The sequence below is a fragment of the Amycolatopsis antarctica genome (assembly GCF_002262875.1).
GTDB classification, from domain to species: Bacteria; Actinomycetota; Actinomycetes; order Mycobacteriales; family Pseudonocardiaceae; genus Amycolatopsis; species Amycolatopsis antarctica.
Genome location: NZ_NKYE01000027.1, coordinates 13,166 through 32,003 on the forward strand (window position 1 = coordinate 13,166; position 18,838 = coordinate 32,003).

General features: G+C 72.1%; 19 protein-coding genes and 1 pseudogene. 13 read left to right on the forward strand and 7 right to left on the reverse strand.

All coding sequences use genetic code 11. The features are described from left to right. The first annotated feature begins 10 nt into the window (after positions 1-10). Complete coding sequence (locus CFN78_RS27530) at positions 11-1,000, forward strand: aldo/keto reductase family protein (protein WP_094866150.1); 990 nt, start codon at positions 11-13, stop codon at positions 998-1,000. Positions 1,001-1,104: 104 nt separating this feature from the next. Here CFN78_RS27530 and CFN78_RS27535 read toward each other — a convergent pair whose 3' ends face one another. Further along, the gene (locus CFN78_RS27535) at positions 1,105-1,809 is read right to left on the reverse strand and encodes an IspD/TarI family cytidylyltransferase (protein ID WP_240519734.1); all 705 of its coding nucleotides are present in this window, start codon (positions 1,807-1,809) and stop codon (positions 1,105-1,107) included. 118 nt (positions 1,810-1,927) lie between these two features. On the opposite strand from CFN78_RS27535, the gene cobT reads away from it, so the two are divergent. Continuing rightward, positions 1,928-3,016 carry a nicotinate-nucleotide--dimethylbenzimidazole phosphoribosyltransferase gene (cobT, locus tag CFN78_RS27540; RefSeq protein ID WP_165777731.1) on the forward strand — a complete coding sequence of 363 codons (1,089 nt, stop codon included), beginning with the start codon at positions 1,928-1,930 and terminating at the stop codon, positions 3,014-3,016. Positions 3,017-3,068: 52 nt separating this feature from the next. Here cobT and CFN78_RS27545 read toward each other — a convergent pair whose 3' ends face one another. Beyond that, a complete protein-coding gene (locus CFN78_RS27545; protein ID WP_094866152.1) occupies positions 3,069-4,172 on the reverse strand; it encodes a branched-chain amino acid aminotransferase in 1,104 nt (367 codons plus the stop codon). Between the two features lie 82 nt (positions 4,173-4,254). Between CFN78_RS27545 and CFN78_RS27550 the strand changes: the two genes are divergently transcribed. Next, positions 4,255-4,566, forward strand: a complete 312-nt coding sequence (locus CFN78_RS27550) for a hypothetical protein (RefSeq protein WP_240519735.1) — start codon at positions 4,255-4,257, stop codon at positions 4,564-4,566. A gap of 19 nt (positions 4,567-4,585) precedes the next feature. Here the strand turns inward: CFN78_RS27550 and CFN78_RS27555 are convergent, their stop codons facing one another. Continuing rightward, positions 4,586-5,206 carry a ribonuclease FAU-1 family protein gene (locus tag CFN78_RS27555; RefSeq protein WP_240519736.1) on the reverse strand — a complete coding sequence of 207 codons (621 nt, stop codon included), beginning with the start codon at positions 5,204-5,206 and terminating at the stop codon, positions 4,586-4,588. Further along, positions 5,199-6,296 carry a sulfatase gene (locus CFN78_RS27560; protein ID WP_133116499.1) on the reverse strand — a complete coding sequence of 366 codons (1,098 nt, stop codon included), beginning with the start codon at positions 6,294-6,296 and terminating at the stop codon, positions 5,199-5,201. Before CFN78_RS27560 ends, CFN78_RS27555 begins: the two co-directional genes overlap by 8 nt. A 69-nt stretch (positions 6,297-6,365) precedes the next feature. Between CFN78_RS27560 and CFN78_RS27565 the strand changes: the two genes are divergently transcribed. Then, positions 6,366-7,871, forward strand: coding sequence for a leucyl aminopeptidase (locus CFN78_RS27565; protein WP_094866158.1), 1,506 nt, complete (start codon positions 6,366-6,368; stop codon positions 7,869-7,871). Position 7,872: 1 nt separating this feature from the next. Continuing rightward, positions 7,873-9,153 (forward strand): SMI1/KNR4 family protein, encoded by a 1,281-nt coding sequence (locus tag CFN78_RS27570; protein ID WP_094866160.1) that lies wholly within the window; start codon positions 7,873-7,875, stop codon positions 9,151-9,153. A gap of 58 nt (positions 9,154-9,211) precedes the next feature. On the opposite strand, the gene CFN78_RS27575 is transcribed toward CFN78_RS27570, so the two are convergent. After that, positions 9,212-9,565: an oxidoreductase gene (locus CFN78_RS27575; RefSeq protein WP_094866162.1), complete on the reverse strand. Its 354-nt coding sequence runs from the start codon at positions 9,563-9,565 to the stop codon at positions 9,212-9,214. A gap of 239 nt (positions 9,566-9,804) precedes the next feature. Between CFN78_RS27575 and lpdA the strand changes: the two genes are divergently transcribed. From lpdA to lipB, 5 genes are all read left to right on the forward strand, one after another. Further along, positions 9,805-11,178, forward strand: coding sequence for a dihydrolipoyl dehydrogenase (gene lpdA / locus CFN78_RS27580; protein ID WP_094866164.1), 1,374 nt, complete (start codon positions 9,805-9,807; stop codon positions 11,176-11,178). Between the two features lie 47 nt (positions 11,179-11,225). After that, positions 11,226-13,028, forward strand: a complete 1,803-nt coding sequence (gene sucB, locus CFN78_RS27585) for a 2-oxoglutarate dehydrogenase, E2 component, dihydrolipoamide succinyltransferase (RefSeq protein ID WP_094866165.1) — start codon at positions 11,226-11,228, stop codon at positions 13,026-13,028. A 106-nt stretch (positions 13,029-13,134) separates the two neighbouring features. Then, positions 13,135-14,019, forward strand: coding sequence for a TIGR01777 family oxidoreductase (locus CFN78_RS27590; RefSeq protein ID WP_094866168.1), 885 nt, complete (start codon positions 13,135-13,137; stop codon positions 14,017-14,019). After that, the gene (locus CFN78_RS27595) at positions 14,016-14,669 is read left to right on the forward strand and encodes a phosphatase PAP2 family protein (protein ID WP_094866170.1); all 654 of its coding nucleotides are present in this window, start codon (positions 14,016-14,018) and stop codon (positions 14,667-14,669) included. The genes CFN78_RS27590 and CFN78_RS27595 overlap by 4 nt, the downstream gene beginning before the upstream one ends. A gap of 9 nt (positions 14,670-14,678) precedes the next feature. After that, entirely contained in the window at positions 14,679-15,419 is a 741-nt protein-coding gene (lipB, locus tag CFN78_RS27600) for a lipoyl(octanoyl) transferase LipB (RefSeq protein ID WP_094866172.1), read from the forward strand. A 48-nt stretch (positions 15,420-15,467) separates the two neighbouring features. Here lipB and CFN78_RS27605 read toward each other — a convergent pair whose 3' ends face one another. Next, a complete protein-coding gene (locus CFN78_RS27605; protein WP_094866174.1) occupies positions 15,468-16,403 on the reverse strand; it encodes an LLM class F420-dependent oxidoreductase in 936 nt (311 codons plus the stop codon). Positions 16,404-16,444: 41 nt separating this feature from the next. Continuing rightward, positions 16,445-17,050 carry a TetR/AcrR family transcriptional regulator gene (locus tag CFN78_RS27610; protein WP_094866176.1) on the reverse strand — a complete coding sequence of 202 codons (606 nt, stop codon included), beginning with the start codon at positions 17,048-17,050 and terminating at the stop codon, positions 16,445-16,447. 141 nt (positions 17,051-17,191) lie between these two features. Between CFN78_RS27610 and CFN78_RS27615 the strand changes: the two genes are divergently transcribed. The 3 genes and pseudogenes from CFN78_RS27615 to CFN78_RS27625 form a co-directional block, all read left to right on the forward strand. Beyond that, positions 17,192-17,707 (forward strand): hypothetical protein, encoded by a 516-nt coding sequence (locus tag CFN78_RS27615; protein WP_094866186.1) that lies wholly within the window; start codon positions 17,192-17,194, stop codon positions 17,705-17,707. Positions 17,708-17,718: 11 nt separating this feature from the next. Next, positions 17,719-18,657, forward strand: a complete 939-nt coding sequence (locus CFN78_RS27620) for an oxidoreductase (RefSeq protein ID WP_094866178.1) — start codon at positions 17,719-17,721, stop codon at positions 18,655-18,657. A 36-nt stretch (positions 18,658-18,693) separates the two neighbouring features. Then, positions 18,694-18,838 (forward strand): annotated as a pseudogene (locus CFN78_RS27625) (lipoyl synthase); the annotation flags it as partial.

The following is an 18,838-nucleotide window of genomic DNA, read 5'->3' on the forward strand; positions in this document are numbered from 1 at the left end:
GGCTTCGGGCATGGAGTTTCGTCGCCTCGGCCGCAGTGGCCTTTCCGTCAGCGAGATCTCGTACGGCAACTGGCTGACCCACGGTTCGCAGGTCGAGGAAGACGCCGCGCAGGCGTGCATCGCCGCCGCGCTCGACGTCGGCATCACCACCTTCGACACCGCCGACTCGTACGCGAACACCGCCGCCGAGTCGGTGCTGGGGCGCGGCCTTGCCGGGCAGCGCCGGGAGAGCCTGGAGATCTGCACCAAGGTCTACTGGCCGACCGGTCCCGGTGGCCCGAACGATCGCGGCCTCGGCCGCAAGCACGTCATCGAGTCGGCGAACGCCTCGCTGCGGCGGCTGGGCACCGACTACCTCGACCTGTACCAGGCGCATCGCTTCGACCGCTCCGTCCCGCTGGAGGAGACGATGCTGGCGTTCGCCGATCTGGTCCGCCAGGGCAAGGTCCTCTACATGGGCGTCTCCGAGTGGAACGCCGAGCAGATCACCCGCGGTGCCGCGATCGCCCGCGAGCTGCGGATCCCGTTCGTCTCGAACCAGCCGCAGTACAACGCGCTCTGGCGGGTCGTCGAGAAGCAGGTGGTGCCTGCCTGCGAGCGGGAGGGACTGGGCCAGATCGTCTGGTCGCCGATCGCGCAGGGCGTGCTCACCGGCAAGTACCGGCCGGGGCAGGCGCTGCCGGAGGGGTCCCGCGCCACCGACGAGAAGGGGGGCGCGAACCTCGTTCGGCGCTTCCTGCGCGAGGACGTTCTGGCGGCCGTGGCGAAGCTGGAGCCGCTGGCGGAGCAGGCGGGCCTGTCGCTCGCGCGGATGGCGGTGGCCTGGGTGCTGCAGAACCCGAACGTCGCCTCCGCGATCGTCGGCGCGTCCCGCCCGGAGCAGGTGCGCGAGAACGTGCGGGCGGCGGGAGTGCGGCTGGACGCGGATCTGCTGGCGGCGATCGACGAGGCGCTGGACGGCGTGGTCGAGCGCGATCCGACGCTGACGCGAGCGCCCTGACCTCTCGCGGCGGGGCGGCGACCGGGCCGACCGCGCGGCGCGCGAACCCGGACGAGGGCAAGCACCCGAGCGTGCGCGACTGAAGTCCTTGCCGCATAACGGGTTCAGCCGCCGGCGGCCAGCAGCCCCTCGGCCACCACGAGGTCGTGCGGGTAGGTGATCTTGAGGTTGCGCTGGTCCCCGGGAACCCAGTGCACCGGCAGGTCGGAGAAGCGTTCCACACAGGACGCGGTGTCGGTGCCGGTGAACCCCTCGGCGGCGGCGCGCTCGTACACCGCCAGCAGTTCGGCGGCCCGGAACCCTTGCGGCGTCTGGGCTTTGACCATCCGGCCGGGCGGAGTCGGGGCGAGTGCGGTTCCGTCGGCCGAGGCCGCCTCGACATCGTCGGCGAGCAGTCCCGGCACCGCTCCGCCGTGCTCGGCCACGGTGCGCAGCACCTCGGCGATCAGCTCCGGGCCGACCAGGGGGCGCGCCCCGTCGTGGATCAGCACGGTGTCGATTTCCCCGGTGCGTATCCGGCCGGCGAGGTGGCGCAGGGCGTGCAGCTCGGACTCCTGCCGGGAGGAGCCGCCGTGCACGAGCTCGGCCCCCGCCGCCGAGGCAGCGGTCTCGGCGAGGTCCTGATCCTGCGGGCGCGCGACCAGCACCACCGCGGCGATACCGGGCAGCCCGGCGAAAGCGTCGAGTGACCAGTGCAGCAGCGGACGGCCGGCCAGCGGCAGGTAGACCTTGTTCGTCGCCGAGCCGACCCGGGTGCCCGCGCCACTGGCGAGTACGACGGCCGCCGCGCGCACCTGCGGTTCGCTCACCCGCGAAACCCTACCGGCACCGGAATCCACCCGCGTCCGGCCGCACGGACGGCGGTAGCGTGGGCGCGCCAGCGAAGCGACCGACGAAAGGCCTCGTGTGGACCCCGCAGACGCCAGCGTGACCGAGACCGGTACCGACGACGAGCCGATCCGGTTCGAGGACATCCCGCAGCCGGACGAGGTCGCTCGCGCGTCCGCGATCACCCTGCACGAGAGCCTGATCAAGCCGGTGGGCTCGCTCGGGCGGCTGGAGGAACTGGGTTCCTGGATCGCCGCCTGCCAGGGCCAGTCGCCGCCCCGGCCGTTCACCCGGCCCCGGGTGGTCGTGTTCGCTGCCGACCACGGCATCGCGCGCACCGGCGTCTCGGCCTACCCGCCTGAAGTCACCGCACAGCTCGTGTCCACGGCGCTCACCGGTGGCGCGGCGATCAGCGTGCTCGCGTCCTCGGCGGGCGCCGGGCTGCGCGTGGTGGACGTCGCCGTGGACAGCGAGGGCGACTCGCCGATCAGCGAGTTCAAGGTCCGCCGCGGCTCCGGTTCGATCGACGTGGAGGACGCGCTCAGCGGTGCGGAGGTGCTCGCCGCGGTACGCGCGGGCATGGCCGTCGCCGACGCCGAGGTGGACGGCGGGGCGGACCTGCTGGTCGCGGGCGCGCTGGGCGTCGGCCACACCACCCCGGCCGCGGTACTGGTGGCCGCGCTGACCGGCGCCGAGCCGGTTGCCGTGGTCGGCCGCGGCTCCGGTATCGACGACGCGATCTGGATGCGCAAGGCGGTCGCGATCCGCGACGCGCTGCGCCGCGCCCGGCAGGTGATCACCGACCCGGTGGCGCTGCTGCGCGCGTCCGGTGGTGCGGATCTGGCCGCGCTGACCGGTTTCCTCGCCCAGGCGGCGAAGCGGCGGACCCCGGTGCTGCTGGACGGGCTCGCCGTGGGCGCCGCCGCGCTGGTGGCCGAGGAACTCGCGCCGGGCGCCCGGTCCTGGTGGGTCGCCTCGCACCTGTCCTCCGAGCCCGCGCACACGCTCGCGCTGGAGCACCTCGACCTGGAACCCGTGCTGGACCTGGGGATGCGACTCGGCGAGGGCGCCGAAGGGGTGGCCGCGCTGCCGTTGCTGACGATGGCGGTGCGGGTGCTCGCCGAGATGTCCACCCACGAACAGTCCGGCGTGACCGGGCCGACCTCTCCCCCGCCGCCCGCGAGCTGAGACCCCGCCCGGGTGGGCGCACCGAGCCGGTACGCCCACCCGGGAGCGGGGGTCAGCCCAGCTTCTGCATCCAGCCGTCGGTGTCGTCGACGGCGCCTTCCTGAATGCCGGTGAGCCGCTCACGCAGCCGCATGGTCAGCTCACCGGGCGCGCCACCGGCGATGGTGAACTCACCCCCGGCGTGCTTCACCCTGCCGACCGGCGTGATGACGGCCGCGGTGCCGCAGGCGAAGACCTCGGTGAGCTCGCCGGAGGCGGCGGCCTCCTCCCATTCCTGGGTGGAGACGCGGCGCTGCTCGACCTGGTGCCCGGCGTCGGCGGCGAGCTTGAGCAGCGAGTCACGGGTGACGCCCGGCAGCAGCGAACCGGTGAGCTCCGGGGTGACCACGCGAGCATCGGCGCCGGAGCCGAAGACGAAGAACAGGTTCATCCCGCCCATCTCCTCCACCCAGCGGCGCTCCACTGCGTCCAGCCAGACGACCTGGTCGCAGCCCTGCTCGACGGCCTGCGCCTGCGCCAGGAACGAAGCCGCGTAATTGCCCGCGCACTTGGCGAACCCGGTGCCGCCGGGGGCCGCTCGCACGTACTCGGTGGACAGCCACACGCTGACCGGCTGCACCCCGCCCGCGAAGTAGGAACCGGCGGGCGAGGCGATGAGCGCGTACAGGTATTCGCCCGCTGGACGGTTCACGCCGAGCCCCGCCTCGGTGGAGATCATGAACGGGCGCAGGTACAGCGACTCGCCCGCCTTCTCCGGCACCCAGCGGCCGTCGACGGCGATCAGTTCGCGCAGGGACTCCAGGAAGACTTCCTGCGGCAGCTCCGGCATCGCCAGCCGGGCGGCGGAACGCTGGAAGCGGGCGGCGTTCTGATCGGGGCGGAACGAGGCGATCGAACCGTCCGGCTGCCGGTACGCCTTGAGCCCCTCGAAGATCGCCTGCCCGTAGTGCAGCACCGAGGTGGCCGGGTCGAGCGAGATCGGCTCGTACGGGCCGACCTTCGCGTCGTGCCAGCCGCGGCCGGTCTCCCAGCGCACCGTGACCATGTGGTCGGTGAAGTAGGTGCCGAAACCCGGCTTGGCCAGTACCTCCGCGACACGGTCCTCGCCGGCCGGGCTGGGATTGGGGGTACGGGTGAAGGGCAGCTCGTTGGTCATGGGGAAACGGTAACCCGTGAAAGCCGGAAACCCGTTGGTAGGACTCCCGAACGTTCCGCATCCCCCGGCCGGGCGTTCTACGATGGGACCCGTGACCTACAACATGCCTCAGTCCACCGATTCCCACAGCGTCGCGAAGGGCGGCGGGGAGGACGTCAAGACGTTCGCCACGGCCGCGCTGCTGACGTTCTCCGCGGGCATGCTCGTGCTGATCGGCACCCTGCTGATCGGCGGGTTCGGCACGTTCCTCGGCATCGTCGCCGCGGTGCTGGGCGTCGTGTGGTGGCGCAGCGTCAACGAGAAGGTGTTCCCGCGCACGCTGCCGAACTCCTCGATGATCACGCTCGCCGTCGCGACCGGAGTGCTCGGCCTGCTCGTCGTGTTCCTGATCTGAGCCCTCGGCGGGGAGCGAGTCAGGGCAGGCGGGGGCGCGACCACGCCGGGCCGGGCCGGAATTCGGTGAACGTCCCGTCGAACGGGTAGACGCCCGCCTCGGCCAGGCCGATCAACCGCTCTCCCTCGGTACGCAGCCGCGCGGCCTGCGCGGCGGTGAGCCTGCCCGCGCGGATCGCCGAACCGGTCTCGTCCTCGTCTTTCCACGACCAGGAGCCGTCCGGGGACACGACGACGTCGAGCACCCCGTCGATCCGGTCCGTGCCCGCGGCCGTGCGGCCCAGCGGGATCTCCAGGTTGCAGTACCAGCCGGTGAAGTCCCCGGCCGGATCGAAGAACCACCACACCGAGGACCAGTGCCGCTCGTCGATCAGCCGCAGGGTGGACGAGCCCGCCCACACCGCGGGCACCCGTTCCCGCGGAACCCGGAACCGGTCCTCCAGGTCGACCTCGCGCATCGACCGGCCGTCGACCAGCCGGGAACCGATCATCTCGGTGCCATCGGGTATCCAGCCGAGCAGCGCGGCCCCGTCGTCGGAGATCACCCGCAGCGGAAGCTCCTGGCCGACGCTGCCGTCCGGCCGCAGGAACCGCTCGACCACGGTCTGTCCCGGCCGCCAGCGGGGCTGCGCGTCAGTCACGCCGCTCACCGTAGCGAGTGGCGGCCAGACCGGCACCCAGCGCGACGGAGCCCAGGGCGATCCCGAGGTGCACGAACGGCACAGCCACCGCCAGCGCCACCGCGAGGGCCGCCGTCATGAGCGCGAACGGGCCGCGGGATCGCTTGTACCGCAACAGGTTCACCGTCAGCAGGGCGAACAGCGCGGTGGCCGCCGCGAGCAACAGGAGGTCGAACGGGCCGAACACCGCGGATCCCGCCGCGGCGAGTACGGCGACGGGCAGCACCGCGGTCGCGCGGCCGCGCACCGTCTCGTCGACCCCGTCGCTGTCGTGGCTGCCTTCGCTGTCCGCGGCGCTGCGCCGGGCCGCGCCGAGGGCGAGCAGTCCGGCGGGCACGGTGGCCACCGCGACGGTCAGTGCGAGCAGAACGCCGAGCGCCCCGGCGTCGGCCGCGGCGAGCAGATCCCGTGCCGAGGTCGGTGCGAGGCCCAGGCGCGCCGGCCCGAGCTGGAACAGCGCGACAGCACCCACCGCGAGCACCACCAGCACGGCGAGGGCGTCCCGCCAGGACGTCCGCGTCCGGCCCGGCGCGGCCAGGAAGGGTACGAACACCGCGGCGGCGAGGACGATGCCGTCCGGTCCGGCCGTGGCGGAGGGGCCGGGAACCGGCGGCACGGCCAGGCAGACGGCGACCAGTGCCGCGGCTGCCAGCAGCAGCACAGCCGTGATCCACCGGCACGCACCGGGGTTCAGGCGCGCCCCGGCGACGTCCGCGAGCGCGCTCGCCAGTACGAGCAGGACCGCCGCCGTCGCGGGGGCGTCCGGGACGACGTAAGCGCCGAACACCGAGGCGAGCAGGGCCACCGTCGCGGTCGACGCGGCGAACCGGGCGCCCCTGGTCACCGCCGCCGCCCAGCCGGTCACCGGTACGGCCGCCGCGTGAGGATCCGCTGCCCCGGCACGAGCGGAGAGCAGGCCGAGCACCGCGGCGAGCGGGACACCGGCGAGCGACCACCAGCCTGCGGCCGCGGCCGCTGCCGCCGGTGCCACCAAGAGCCCCGCGCCGACCAGCACGCCGTACCTACTTTCCTCCCCCGGTGCCTTCCTCATTAGCATGGCTCACGATCTGTCCCGGCGACCGCCCGGGACCGCCGACGCGAGAAGCGCGAGGAGCGAGAAGTGACCGTGCCGAAGCTTGCCCTGTCCGACAACACCGAGGCGGCGCTGGGCAAGTCCCGTGCCGACGTCATCGTGGCCGCCACCGTGCAGGGTCCGGACGGGGTCGAGCTCGCCGCCGGTGCCCGGCCGCTGGACGCCGCCCTCGGCGGTTCCCTGCGCGCCGCGCTCGACGCCCTCGGCGCGACCGGCAAGGCGGAGGAGGTCGTCAAGGTGCCGACCTTCGGCGGGGTCTCCGCGAGCGTGGTGCTGGCCGTCGGCCTCGGCAAGCCGGATTCCGACGGCGCGCACACGGCCGAGCAGGTCCGCCGCGCCGCCGGTGCCGCCGGACGGGCGCTGAGCGGCAGCAAGCGCGCGCTCGTCACGCTGTCCACAGTGGACCTCCAGGCTGCGGTCGAGGGCGCCGTGCTCGGCGCCTACACCTTCAGCGGCTACAAGTCCGAGCCCGGCGACGGCCCGGTCACCGCGCTCGACTTCGCCACCCCCACCGAGGGCACCACCCGCGAGCACCGCGCCACGCTGAAGGCGGCCGGCGCGATCGCCGAGTCGGTGACCATCGCCCGCGACCTGATCAACACCCCGCCGAACGACCTCTTCCCGGCCTCGTTCGCCGACCGCGCGCGCACGCTGGCCGAGGCCGAGGGCCTGGCCGTCGAGGTGCTCGACGAGAAGGCCCTCAAGCGCAAGGGTTACGGCGGCATCCTCGGTGTCGGCGGCGGCTCCGTCCGGCAGCCGCGACTGGTCCGCGTCTCCTACAAGGGCCCGAAGGCGAAGAAGAAGATCGCGTTGGTGGGCAAGGGAATCACCTTCGACACCGGTGGTATCTCGATCAAGCCCGCGGCGAACATGGACAACATGACTTCCGACATGTCCGGCGCGGCCGCGGTGCTGGCGAGCGTCGTGCTGGCGGCGAAGCTGAACTACCCGCTGGAGGTCACCGCGACCATCCCGCTCGCGGAGAACATGCCCTCGGCGACCGCGTACCGCCCCGGTGACGTGCTCACCATGTACGGCGGCAAGACCGTCGAGGTGCTCAACACCGACGCCGAAGGCAGGCTGGTGCTGGCCGACGCCATGGTCCGCGCGGCCGAGGACGAACCGGACTACCTGATCGAGACGGCCACGCTGACCGGTGCCCAGCTCGTCGCGCTCGGCACCCGCACCGCCGGGATCATGGGCTCGGACGAGTTCCGCGACCGGGTCGCCGGCATCGCGCAGGCCACCGGCGAGGGCGGCTGGGCGATGCCGCTGCCGGAGGAGCTGCGCGAAGGACTCGACTCCCGGCTCGCGGACCTGGCGAACGTCGCCGGGCAGCGCTGGGGCGGCATGCTCACCGCGGGCGTCTTCCTGCGTGAGTTCGTCGCCGAGGGCCTGCCCTGGGCGCACATCGACATCGCCGGCCCCTCGTACAACACCGGCGGCGCCTGGGGATACACCGGCAAGGGCGGCACCGGTATCCCGGTCCGCACGATCGCCGCCGTCCTCGCGGACATCGCCGCCAACGGCTGACGTGCCGGAGCCGTGGAACCCGGAGAGTTACCTGGAGACACTGGTCTCCGAGGTGCTCTCCGGATCCGGCGAGCAGCGGGCGGGCGCCGTCGCCGGTGCCGCCCTGCTGCTCGCCTGCACCGGCTTCACCGCCGAGTCCGACGCGCTGGCCGAGACCTGGGCCGAGCACGACGGCGCCCCGCCGCCGGAGGCCGCGGCCCACGCACTCGCCCACCGCGCGTGGGCGATGCTCTGGGCGGCGAGGGGCGGGGCACCCGGCTGGGCGGAATCCGTGGTGCCGCTCGACCTCGACGCCGAGGAACGCAAGCACCGCGAACGGCTCGCCGGTGACCGCTGGTCCACGCCCCGGGCGGCCGGTCCGGTCACCGAGCTGGCCGGGCTGGACCTGCTGCGCTCCGGGCTCGACGACGCTCGCGGTGGCTCCGCCCTGCCCGCGCTGGAGGCGCTGGAGCGTTTCCTCTCCGGTCCGGACGCGGCGAAGGCGGCGGGCCGGACCGCCGTCGCCGAGAGCGCGGCGCTGGCCGCCGAACTGGCCGCGGCGGCGGGCGAGCGCGACCGTGCGCTCGGCCTGCTCGGCGACCTGGTGGGCGAAGCCGCGGGCGCGGGCCGCCTGCCCGACCTGCTCACCCTGGCCGGGTGCAGGCACCTCGCCCCGCTGTTCGTCGAGGGCGCCATCGCCGGTCCGCTCGGCATGAACGGGCAGTGGGCGGACCGCTACTCCGGCGAACTGCGGGCCGCCCTGCACGCGCGTCTGTCCGTCGGCCACGTCCCGGAGCACGGCGAACTCGACTGGCCGGGACTGGTGGACGCGGTACTCACCGCGCGCGGCGGCCCGGACCTGCCCACCGTCACCGCACCACCGCCCGCGACGGCGGCCGAGCTGCACGCCTGCGAATCCCGCCTCGGCGTGCGCCTGCCGGAGGACCACCGGACGTTCCTGCGCACCGCGAACGGCCTGCCCGCCGACTTCGCGTTCCCGGAACTGCTCGGCACCGGCGGGCTCGCTCCGTTGTCCACAGCGGGGTCCGCCGCGAGGTCCACAGCGAGGTCCACTTCGGACGATCCCGGTTCCGTCGAGCTGATCCGGCGGGCGCTTCCGGACGGAGCCGCCGAGCGGGCGATCCAGGTGAGCACCATGTCCGACCTCGGTGTGCTGCTGCTGGTGCCCTCCACGGACGGCTGGGCAGCCTGGGAGTTCGACTGGACGCTCGGAATCACCGTCCACCCGAGCTTCCGCGACCTGCTGGCGAGCCACCTGAGCCTGCTGCGCCGTCTCGCCTGACGCATCCCGCGAGGCCCGGGCCGCACGCCCCGGTCGTGGTCGGGGGGTCCAGGCGCCGCTACCCGTTCTCGCGCTTCTGCCGTTCGGTGTACTCGCGCATCCGCTTCGGGTACCCGACCCTGGCCACCTCGTACACCGGAATGGAGCGCTTCTTGCCGAACTGCTGGGCGGCCTCCAGGCTGTCGATACGCCTGCGCGTCCACTCGCCGTCGTGCGCGATCAGCACCACGGTCGTCTCGGTGACGTTGGTCTTGGGTTCCACGTAGGCCTCGACCCCGTGTCGCTGGTCGGCCCACTCGTCCAGGTGACGCGTGTCGGTCGCCGTCGCCTTGCGCAGCGTCCCGGGCTTCTGGCCACCCTTACCGCCCTTGCCGCGCCTGCGCAGCGAATCGAAAAGACCCACCTCGAGCACCTCACTCTCTCCCGCACAACCGGCGGCATCACATGGTCCGCCCACTGTCGGTAAGTGGCCGGTGCATCCTCATTGTCCCGTACAGCGGAGCCGTGTCCGTGCGCACACAGTCCTAGGTCGCAAGCTTGCCGCACGTAGTGACAAGATGAGGTGTGGCGCGGGCACGGGTGCGCGCGCCACCTGCGGGCACTACTCCGGAGATGCCCGAGGAATCACCGCCTTCGCAAGGAGCTGAAGAAGTGACCGAAACCTCCGCCGACCTTGTGATCCTTGGTGGCGGATCGGGCGGCTATGCCGCAGCGTTCCGCGCGGCCGAGCTTGGCCTTTCCGTCACCCTGATCGAGAAGGACAAGCTGGGAGGCACCTGCCTGCACCGGGGCTGTATCCCCACGAAAGCCCTGCTGCACGCGGCGGAGGTGGCCGACACCGCTCGCGAAGGCGAGCAGTTCGGCGTGAAGACCACCCTCGAGGGCATCGACATGGCGGGTGTCAACAAGTACAAGGACACCATCGTCAGCCGCCTCTACAAGGGCGTCCAGGGCCTGTTCAAGGCACACAAGATCAACGTCGTGGAGGGGGCGGGCACCTTCGTCGGCCCGAACTCGGTCGATGTCGACGGCACGCGCTACACCGGCAGGAACGTCATCCTGGGCACCGGCTCGTACTCGAAGACCCTGCCCGGTCTCGAACTCGGCGGCCGGGTCATCGCCAGCGAGCAGGCACTCACGCTGGACCACGTCCCGGATCGGGTCATCGTCCTCGGCGGCGGCGTGATCGGCGTCGAGTTCGCCAGTGTGTGGGCCTCCTTCGGTGCCGAGGTCACGATCGTCGAGGCGCTGCCCCGTCTCGTGCCGAACGAGGACGAGTTCGCCTCCAAGCAGCTCGAGCGCGCGTTCCGCAAGCGCAAGATCGCCTTCAAGACCGGTGTCCGGTTCACCGGTGCCAAGCAGGACGACAACGGCGTCAGCGTCTCCCTGGAGTCCGGCGAGACGATCGAGGCCGACCTGCTGCTCGTCGCCGTCGGCCGGGGCCCGAACACCGCGGGCCACGGTTACGAGGAGTCCGGGGTCGAGATGGACCGCGGCTTCGTGCTCACCAACGACCGGCTGCAGACGAACCTGCCCGGCGTGTACGCCGTCGGCGACATCGTGCCCGGCCTGCAGCTCGCCCACCGCGGCTTCCAGCAGGGCATCTTCGTCGCCGAGGAGATCGCCGGGCTGAACCCGCGCGCGATCGACGAGACCGGCATCCCGCGGGTCACCTACTCGCACCCCGAGGTCGCCTCGGTCGGGCTCACCGAGGCCCAGGCCAAGGAGAAGTACGGCTCCGAGGTCACCACCTACAACTACGACTTCGGCGGCAACGGCAAGTCGCAGATCCTCAAGACCTCCGGCGGCATCAAGCTGGTCAAGGCGCCGGACGGCCCCGTGGTCGGCCTGCACATGGTCGGCGACCGGGTCGGCGAACTCATCGGCGAGGCCCAGCTCATCTACAACTGGGAAGCGTTCCCGGAGGACATCGCCCCGCTCATCCACGCCCACCCCACCCAGGGCGAAGCCCTCGGCGAGGCGCACCTCGCGCTCGCCGGCAAGCCGCTGCACGTGCACGGCTGACGCCCGCCAGAAACCACACACACCACAGCTAAGGGAGTCAGCGAACGATGGCCTACTCCGTCACATTGCCGGAGCTCGGGGAGAGCGTCACCGAGGGCACCGTCACCCGGTGGCTGAAGCAGGAGGGTGACCGCGTCGAGGTCGACGAGCCCCTTCTGGAGATCTCCACCGACAAGGTGGACACCGAGGTGCCCTCCCCCGTCGCGGGAACCGTGCAGAAGATCACCGCCAAGGAGGACGACACCGTCGAGGTCGGCGGCGAGCTCGCCGTCATCGACGACGGCTCCGGCGGCGGCGAGGCGGCCCCGGCCCAGGAATCCGGTTCGGACGACTCGGCCGAGGAGGCGCAGGCTCCCGCCGAGGAACCGGCGCAGGAGTCCGCACCCGAGCCCGCGCAGGAGCAGCAGCCGGCCGCCGAGGAGTCCGCTCCGCAGGCGCAGTCCTCCGGTGGCGGTTCGGCTTCCGGCACCCCGGTCACCCTGCCGGAGCTCGGCGAGAGCGTCACCGAGGGCACCGTCACCCGCTGGCTCAAGCAGGTCGGCGACAGCGTCGAGGTGGACGAGCCGCTGCTGGAGATCTCCACCGACAAGGTGGACACCGAGGTGCCGTCCCCGGTGTCCGGCACCCTGCTGGAGATCAGCGCCAACGAGGACGAGACCGTCGAGGTCGGCGGCACGCTCGCGGTGATCGGCGACGGTTCGGCCGCGCCGGCGCAGACCGAGCAGGCGTCCGCGCCGAAACAGGAGCAGCAGCCGGAACCCGAGCCCGAGCCGGAACCCGCACCGGAGCCGGAGCCCGCGCCCAAGCAGGAGCAGGCACCCGCCCCCGAGCCGAAGCGGGAAGCCGCTCCGGCGGCCAAGGCGCCCTCCGCCGAGGGCAACGGCGGTGGCACACCGTACGTGACCCCGCTGGTGCGCAAGCTCGCCTCGGAGAACGACATCGACCTCACCGCCCTCACCGGCAGCGGCGTCGGTGGCCGGATCCGCAAGCAGGACGTGCTCGCGGCCGTGGAGGCCAAGCAGCAACAGGCACCCGCGGCGGCACCGGCCGCGCAGGAGAGCGCTCCCGCCGCGTCCCGGCCCTCCGCTCCGTCCGCCCCGGCCGGTCCGTCGCCGGACAAGGCGGCACTGCGCGGCACCGTGCAGAAGGCCAACCGGATCCGGCAGATCACGGCCATCAAGACCCGGGAGTCGCTGCAGGAGTCCGCGCAGCTCACCCAGGTGCACGAGGTGGACGTCACCAAGATCGCGCGGCTGCGGCAGAAGGCCAAGGCCGGTTTCCTGGAGCGAGAGGGCGTCAAGCTGACGTTCCTGCCGTTCTTCGCGAAGGCCACGGTGGAGGCGCTCAAGCAGCACCCGAACGTCAACGCCTCGTACAACGAGGAGTCCAAGGAGATCACCTACCACGGTGCGATCAACCTGGGCATCGCCGTGGACACCGAGAAGGGCCTGCTCTCCGTCGTCATTCACGACGCGGGCGAACTGAGCCTGTCCGGGCTGGCGCAGCGGATCGCGGACCTCGCGGCCCGGGCGCGCAGCAACAAGATCAAGCCGGACGAGCTCAGCGGCGGCACCTTCACGGTGACCAACATCGGCAGCAACGGTGCGCTCTTCGACACCCCGATCATCGTGCAGCCGCAGTCCGGCATGCTCGGCACCGGAGCGGTCGTGAAGCGTCCCGTGGTGATCGCCGACGCCGACGGCAACGACACCATCGCCGTGCGCTCGATGGCGTACCTGCCGCTGACCTACGACCACCGCCTGATCGACGGCGCCGACGCGGGCCGTTTCGTCACCACGATCAAGCAGCGGCTCGAAGAGGGGAACTTCGCCGACGAACTCGGTGTCTGACCCCGCACGACCTGACGGCGCCCTCCCCGGTTCTTCCGGGGAGGGCGCCGTCACGTGTGCGCGGGCTGACCGTGCGCACACCCCCGGACTACGCCACGATCGAGGCATGCGAGTTCTCATCGCGGGCGCCAGTGGCCTGATCGGCACCGCGCTCGGCACCCGGCTACGGGAATCGGGCCACGACGTCCGGACGCTGGTCCGCAGGCAGCCCGGCGCACCCGGCGAGTTCACCTGGGATCCGCCCGCGGGCACCCTCGACGCCGGAGCCATCGAGAGCGTGGACGCGGTGGTGAACCTGTGCGGGTCCCCGATGCTGTCCGGCCGCTGGAGCGCGGCCCGCAAGCAGACGATCGCCGACAGCAGGCTGGAGCCGACCGACGTGCTCGCCGAGGCGGTCGCCGAGCACGGCGTCGGCGTGTTCGTGAACGCCTCCGGTGTCGGCTTCTACGGCGACACCGGCAGCACCCCGGTCGACGAGTCCCGGCCGGCCGGGGGCGGTTTCCTGGCCGGCCTCTGCGTCGACTGGGAACGAGCGACGGAGCCGGCGAACCGGGCCGGGGCCCGAGTGGTCAACCTGCGCACCGGGCTGGTGCTCTCCGGCAGGGGCGGCCTCCTCGGACCACTCAAGCCGCTGTTCTGGTTGGCACTGGGCGGAAAACTGGGCAACGGCAGGCAGTTCATGCCGTGGATCAGCCTGACCGACGAGGTCTCCGCGATCGTGCACGCGCTGGAGCACGACGCGGTGACCGGCCCGATGAACGTCTGCGGGCCGGACCCGGCCACGAACGCGGAGTTCACCAAGGCGATGGGGCGCGCCCTGCACAGGCCCGCACCGTGGTGGGTACCCGCCCCGGCGCTGCGGTTGGCACTGGGCGAGGCCGCCGACGAGATGGCACTGGTCAGCCAGCGCGCCGTGCCCAGAGTGCTGGAGTCCACCGGCTTCACCTTCATCCACGACACGCTCGACGACGCGCTGGCAGCGGCTCTGTGATCCACGGCAGGACGCGGGCAGCGGCGCTCGGCGTGCTGCTGCTCGCCGCGTTCGCCGTACTCGGCCTCCTCGTCGGTGAACGTCCGCTGCCATGGGACTTCGACGTGCGGGACACGTTCCTCGGTGACTTCCGGGGCACAGCGGGCACGGTCACCGACGTGATCAGCGACGTGCTGCTCGGCCCGGCGCTGCCGGTGGGGCTGGGCCTCGTGCTGCTCGTCGCGGCGTTGCGGGCCCGGCGGGCGGGCGACCGGACGCGGGCCTCGGTGCTGCTGCGCGTCATCGTCGTGCTGGCGCTGTGCCGGCTGACGAGCTTCCTCGCGAAGCCGCTGTTCGGCCGGGACCGGCCGAGGGTGTACCCGGACGAGAGCTTCCCCAGCGGTCACGTGGTGTCGGTGGCCAGCTTCGCCGCCGGCGTGTTGCTGCTGACGGCGTGGCTGGCGCCCCGCCTGCTGCGCCGGGTCGCGATGGCCGCCGTACTGGCGACCGTGCTGGCCGCGCTGTGCAGGCTGATCCTGGGCGTGCACTGGCTGACCGACACGGTGGGCGCGGTGCTGGGCGTGGCCGGGGTCGCGCTCGTCACCGGCGCGGCCCTGCGGCTGCTGCCCGTGGACAGGGACCGGGCGGTCACCGAACGCACGGCGGCGTAACCTCGAGGCGTGAGTGACTCCGCCGCCTCCTGCCGTGCCGCGACCACCCCCGTCGACGTCCGCCCTGTCGGCACGATCGACTACCTCCAGGCCTGGGAGCTGCAGCGAGAACTGGCCACCGGCCGGGCCGAGAACACGCACCCGGACACGATGCTGCTGCTGGAGCACCCCTCGGTGTACACGGCGGGCAAGCGCACCGAGGCGGCCGACCGGCCCGCCGACGGGACGCCGGTGATCGACGTGGACCGCGGCGGGAAGATCACCTGGCACGGCCCCGGTCAGCTCGTCGGCTATCCGCTGGTGAAACTCGCCGACCCGATCGACGTCGTGCACTACGTACGGCGGCTGGAGGAGGCGTTGATCGCCGTGTGCGAGCGGTTCGGCGTGCACACCGGCCGGGTGGAGGGCCGCAGCGGGGTGTGGGTTCCGGCGGATGAGCGGGGCCCGGAACGCAAGATCGCGGCGATCGGCATCCGGGTGCAGCGCGGCGTGACGATGCACGGTTTCGAGCTGAACTGCGACGCCGACCTCTCCGCCTTCGACAAGATCGTTCCCTGCGGTATCCGGGACGCCGGGGTGACCTCGCTGTCGTTCGAACTCGGCAGGACGGTCACCGTGGCCGAGGCGCTGCCGCCGGCCCGGGACGCGGTGCTGGCGGCGATCGAGGGCGAACTCCCGGTGCGGGACGACCGCTGGCTGCCCCGCCCGCAGCCGGAGGCTCCCGGCGTCACCTTCGCCCTGCGCGGCTGAGCGGCACCGGTACGGGTCCTCGGCGGACCCGTACCGGCGATGGCGGCGTCAGCGCAGTTGCGGCGCGACCTCGGACGCGATGAGTTCCAGGTGGTCGATGTCGCTCAGATCGAGCACCTGCAGGTAGATCCGGGTGATGCCGGTACGTTCGGCCCAGGTGCCGATCGTGTCGACGATCTGCGCCGGAGTCCCGCCCAGCGCTCCGTCCCTGAGCTGCCGCGCGTCCCGGCCCATCGCCTCGGCCCGTCGCCCGATCTCCGCGTCGTCGCGGCCCGCGCACACGGTCAGCCAGACCGAGCGGGTGAGCTCGGCCGGGTCGCGGCCGATCTCCCGGCAGGCCGCCGCGACACGCTCGAACTGCTCGGCCGCGGTGTCCAGGTTGGCGGCCGGGATGTTGAACTCGTTCGCGTACCGCGCGGCCAGCGCCGGGGTGCGCTTCTTGCCGCTGCCGCCGATCACGATCGGCGGGTGCGGACGCTGGGCGGGCTTCGGCAGGCCGGGCGAGTCGGTGAGCGTGTAGTGCTCCCCCGCGAACGAGTAGGTCTCGCCCTCCGGGGTGTCCCATAGCCCGGTGATGATCTCGAGCTGCTCGGCGTAGCGGTCGAACCGCTCGCGCAGTGGCTGGAGCGGGATGCCGTACGCCTCGTGCTCGGCGTCGAACCAGCCGGAGCCGAGGCCGAAGTCGACCCGCCCGCCGGACATCTGGTCCACCTGCGCGACGGAGATGGCGAGCACGGACGGGTGCCGGAAGGTCGCCGAGCTGACGAGCGTGCCCAGCCGGATGGTGCTGGTCTCCCTGGCCAGTCCGGCGAGGGTGACCCAGGCGTCCGTGGGCCCTGGCAGGCCGGAGCCCGAGCCCATCTTCAGGAAGTGGTCGGATCGGAAGAAGGCGCCGTAGCCCAGATCCTCCGCCGCCTTGGCGACACGGAGCAGATCGTCGTAGCCGGCACCCTGCTGGGGTTCGGTGAAAATCCTCAAGTCCACGAAAACGGAGCCTAGTCGCGCGGGCGGGTACGTGCCCGGTGTCAGGCAGGCGTACCGGGCGCGCGGCGAATGCGATTGAGCAGCTCGACGATGACCAGCTCCACCTGCGCGCCCTCCTTCTTCGGGTCGGCGGAGCCCGCGATGACGGTGGCGGCTGCGGACAGGGCGCCGAACAGCAGCCGGGCGGTGACCTCCAGCGGGACCTCGTCGACCTCACCTGCCTCGACGAGCTGTTCCAGGGTGGAGCGGATCAGACCGAAACTGAACTGGTCCTCGGCCTCACGCCAGCGTTCCCAGCCCATCACCACCGGCGCCTCGTGAATCGCTATTCGCTGATACGACGGTTCCTGGCAGGCTTTGATGAACGCGCGGAGTCCGCTCAGGGCCCGTTCCCATGGCGGCTCCGGACCGTCCATGATGGACCGGAGCCGGTCGAGAACCTGACCCTCCACCGCGTCGAAAACGGCTTCGAACAACGCCTGCTTTCCGCTGAAGTGGTGGTACAGCGCGCCTTTCGTCACCCGTGCGCGTTTGGCGACCTCGTCCAGCGAGGTACTGGAATAGCCACGCTTCGTGAACAGGTGCGTCGCACTGTCGACGAGAGCGGAACGGGTCGATTCCGAGTAGTCGAGACGCCTGGACTTCATTGTCACCACCCTCACACCGTACGCCACGGAAAACGGCGGAACGCGGCGACATACTCGTGGTATGTTCACGTTCGTCAGGTCCGTACCGAGGGTATGCCGCAAACCCGTGGTATCTCCGGGTCACGGAAGGGGATCATGGACATGAGCTGGGACGACTTCTACCGCAGGCGTGACGTGATGGACGCCGTACTGCGCCGGGCCCGCCGCGATCCGGCAGGCCCGCTGCCCTTCGCCGAGGTACCCGGCGCCACCGGAATGTTCGGCACCGAGACCGACCTCCTGCTCGCCCTGCACCACCGCTGGAGCCTGCTCCTCGCGGGCAGGCTGCGCGCCGCGATCGGCGACGCGGCCGACGTCGGCGGGGACGGGACGCACGTGGACGAGGTGAGCAGGGCGTGGCGCGCCACAGCGGAGCAGCATTCCACCCTGCGCGCCGTGCTGGACGCCGGGGTCGGCCGGTACCCCGCCGAACTCCTGCCCGTGCACGAAGCCGAGCACCGGATGCTCGCGCTGGCCGCGGGCCTGGCCGAGCCAGGGGAACCCGCCGCCGAGACGGCACGGATCGGCGGTGCCTTCGTCGCTCTGCTGCGCGCCGGGCCCGCGCCGCGGCGCAACCCCGTCGGGCAGTTGCTGCGCAGGCTCACACCCAGCGTGTAAGGGTTGTACACATGGCGACAGGACAGTGGACCGAGGACGACATCGGCGACCAGACCGGGCGGGTGGCGCTGATCACCGGCGCCAACTCCGGGCTAGGCCTGCGCACCGCACAGGTACTGGCGGGCAAGGGCGCCAGGGTGCTGATGGCCTGCCGGTCGAAGGAGCGCGCCGAGGCGGCGTTGCGCCAGGTCTCCGGTGACGCCGAACTGGTCACCCTCGACCTCGGCGACCTCGCTTCCGTCCGGGCGGCCGCGGCGGTCGTGCGGGAGAGGACCGGGGACACGCTGGACCTGCTGATCAACAACGCGGGTCTGATGGCCCCTCCGCGCGGCCGGACCGCCGACGGGTTCGAGACCCAGTTCGGCGTCAACCATCTCGGGCACGCCGCACTCACCTGGCTGCTGCTGCCCGCGCTGCGCGGGGCGGCGGGCGCGCGGGTGGTCACGCTGTCCAGCATCGCCGCCCGGGGATCGTCGATCGTCTTCGGCGACCCCAACTTCGAGCACCGCCGCTACAACCCGATGACCGCCTACGGCCAGTCGAAACTGGCCAACCAGGTGTTCGCGCTCGAACTCGACCGCAGGCTGCGTGCCGCGGACGAGGAGGTCATCAGCGTCGCCGCCCACCCCGGCTACTCGCACACCGGCCTCGCCTCGGCGATGGCGAAGTCGCACGGCAACACACTGGTCCGCGGCCTCGTCGGGATCGGCGCGGCCGTGGCGGACCGGGTGATCGCCCAGGACGCCCGGATGGGCACCCTGCCGCAGCTCTACGCCGCCACCGAACCCGGCGTCTCCGGCGGCGACTACATCGGCCCTCGTGGCCCTGGCGGCGTCCGCGGCCACCCCGATGTGACCGCTCCGCTCCCGCCGGCACGGGACGCGCGGATCGGCGCGAACCTCTGGGACGTCACCGCGGAGATGACCGGCGTCACCCCCGATCCGAGCTGATCGAAACGCCCGCACCCGGGGCGTACGCTGGACGTCGTGAATGCCTCACCGGATGGGCGGAAGTTGTTGCGGCTCGAGGTGCGTAACAGTGAGACGCCGATTGAGAAGAAGCCGTCGTGGATCAAGACGCGTGCGCGGATGGGTCCTGAGTTCACCGAGTTGAAGGGTTTGGTGCGCCGGG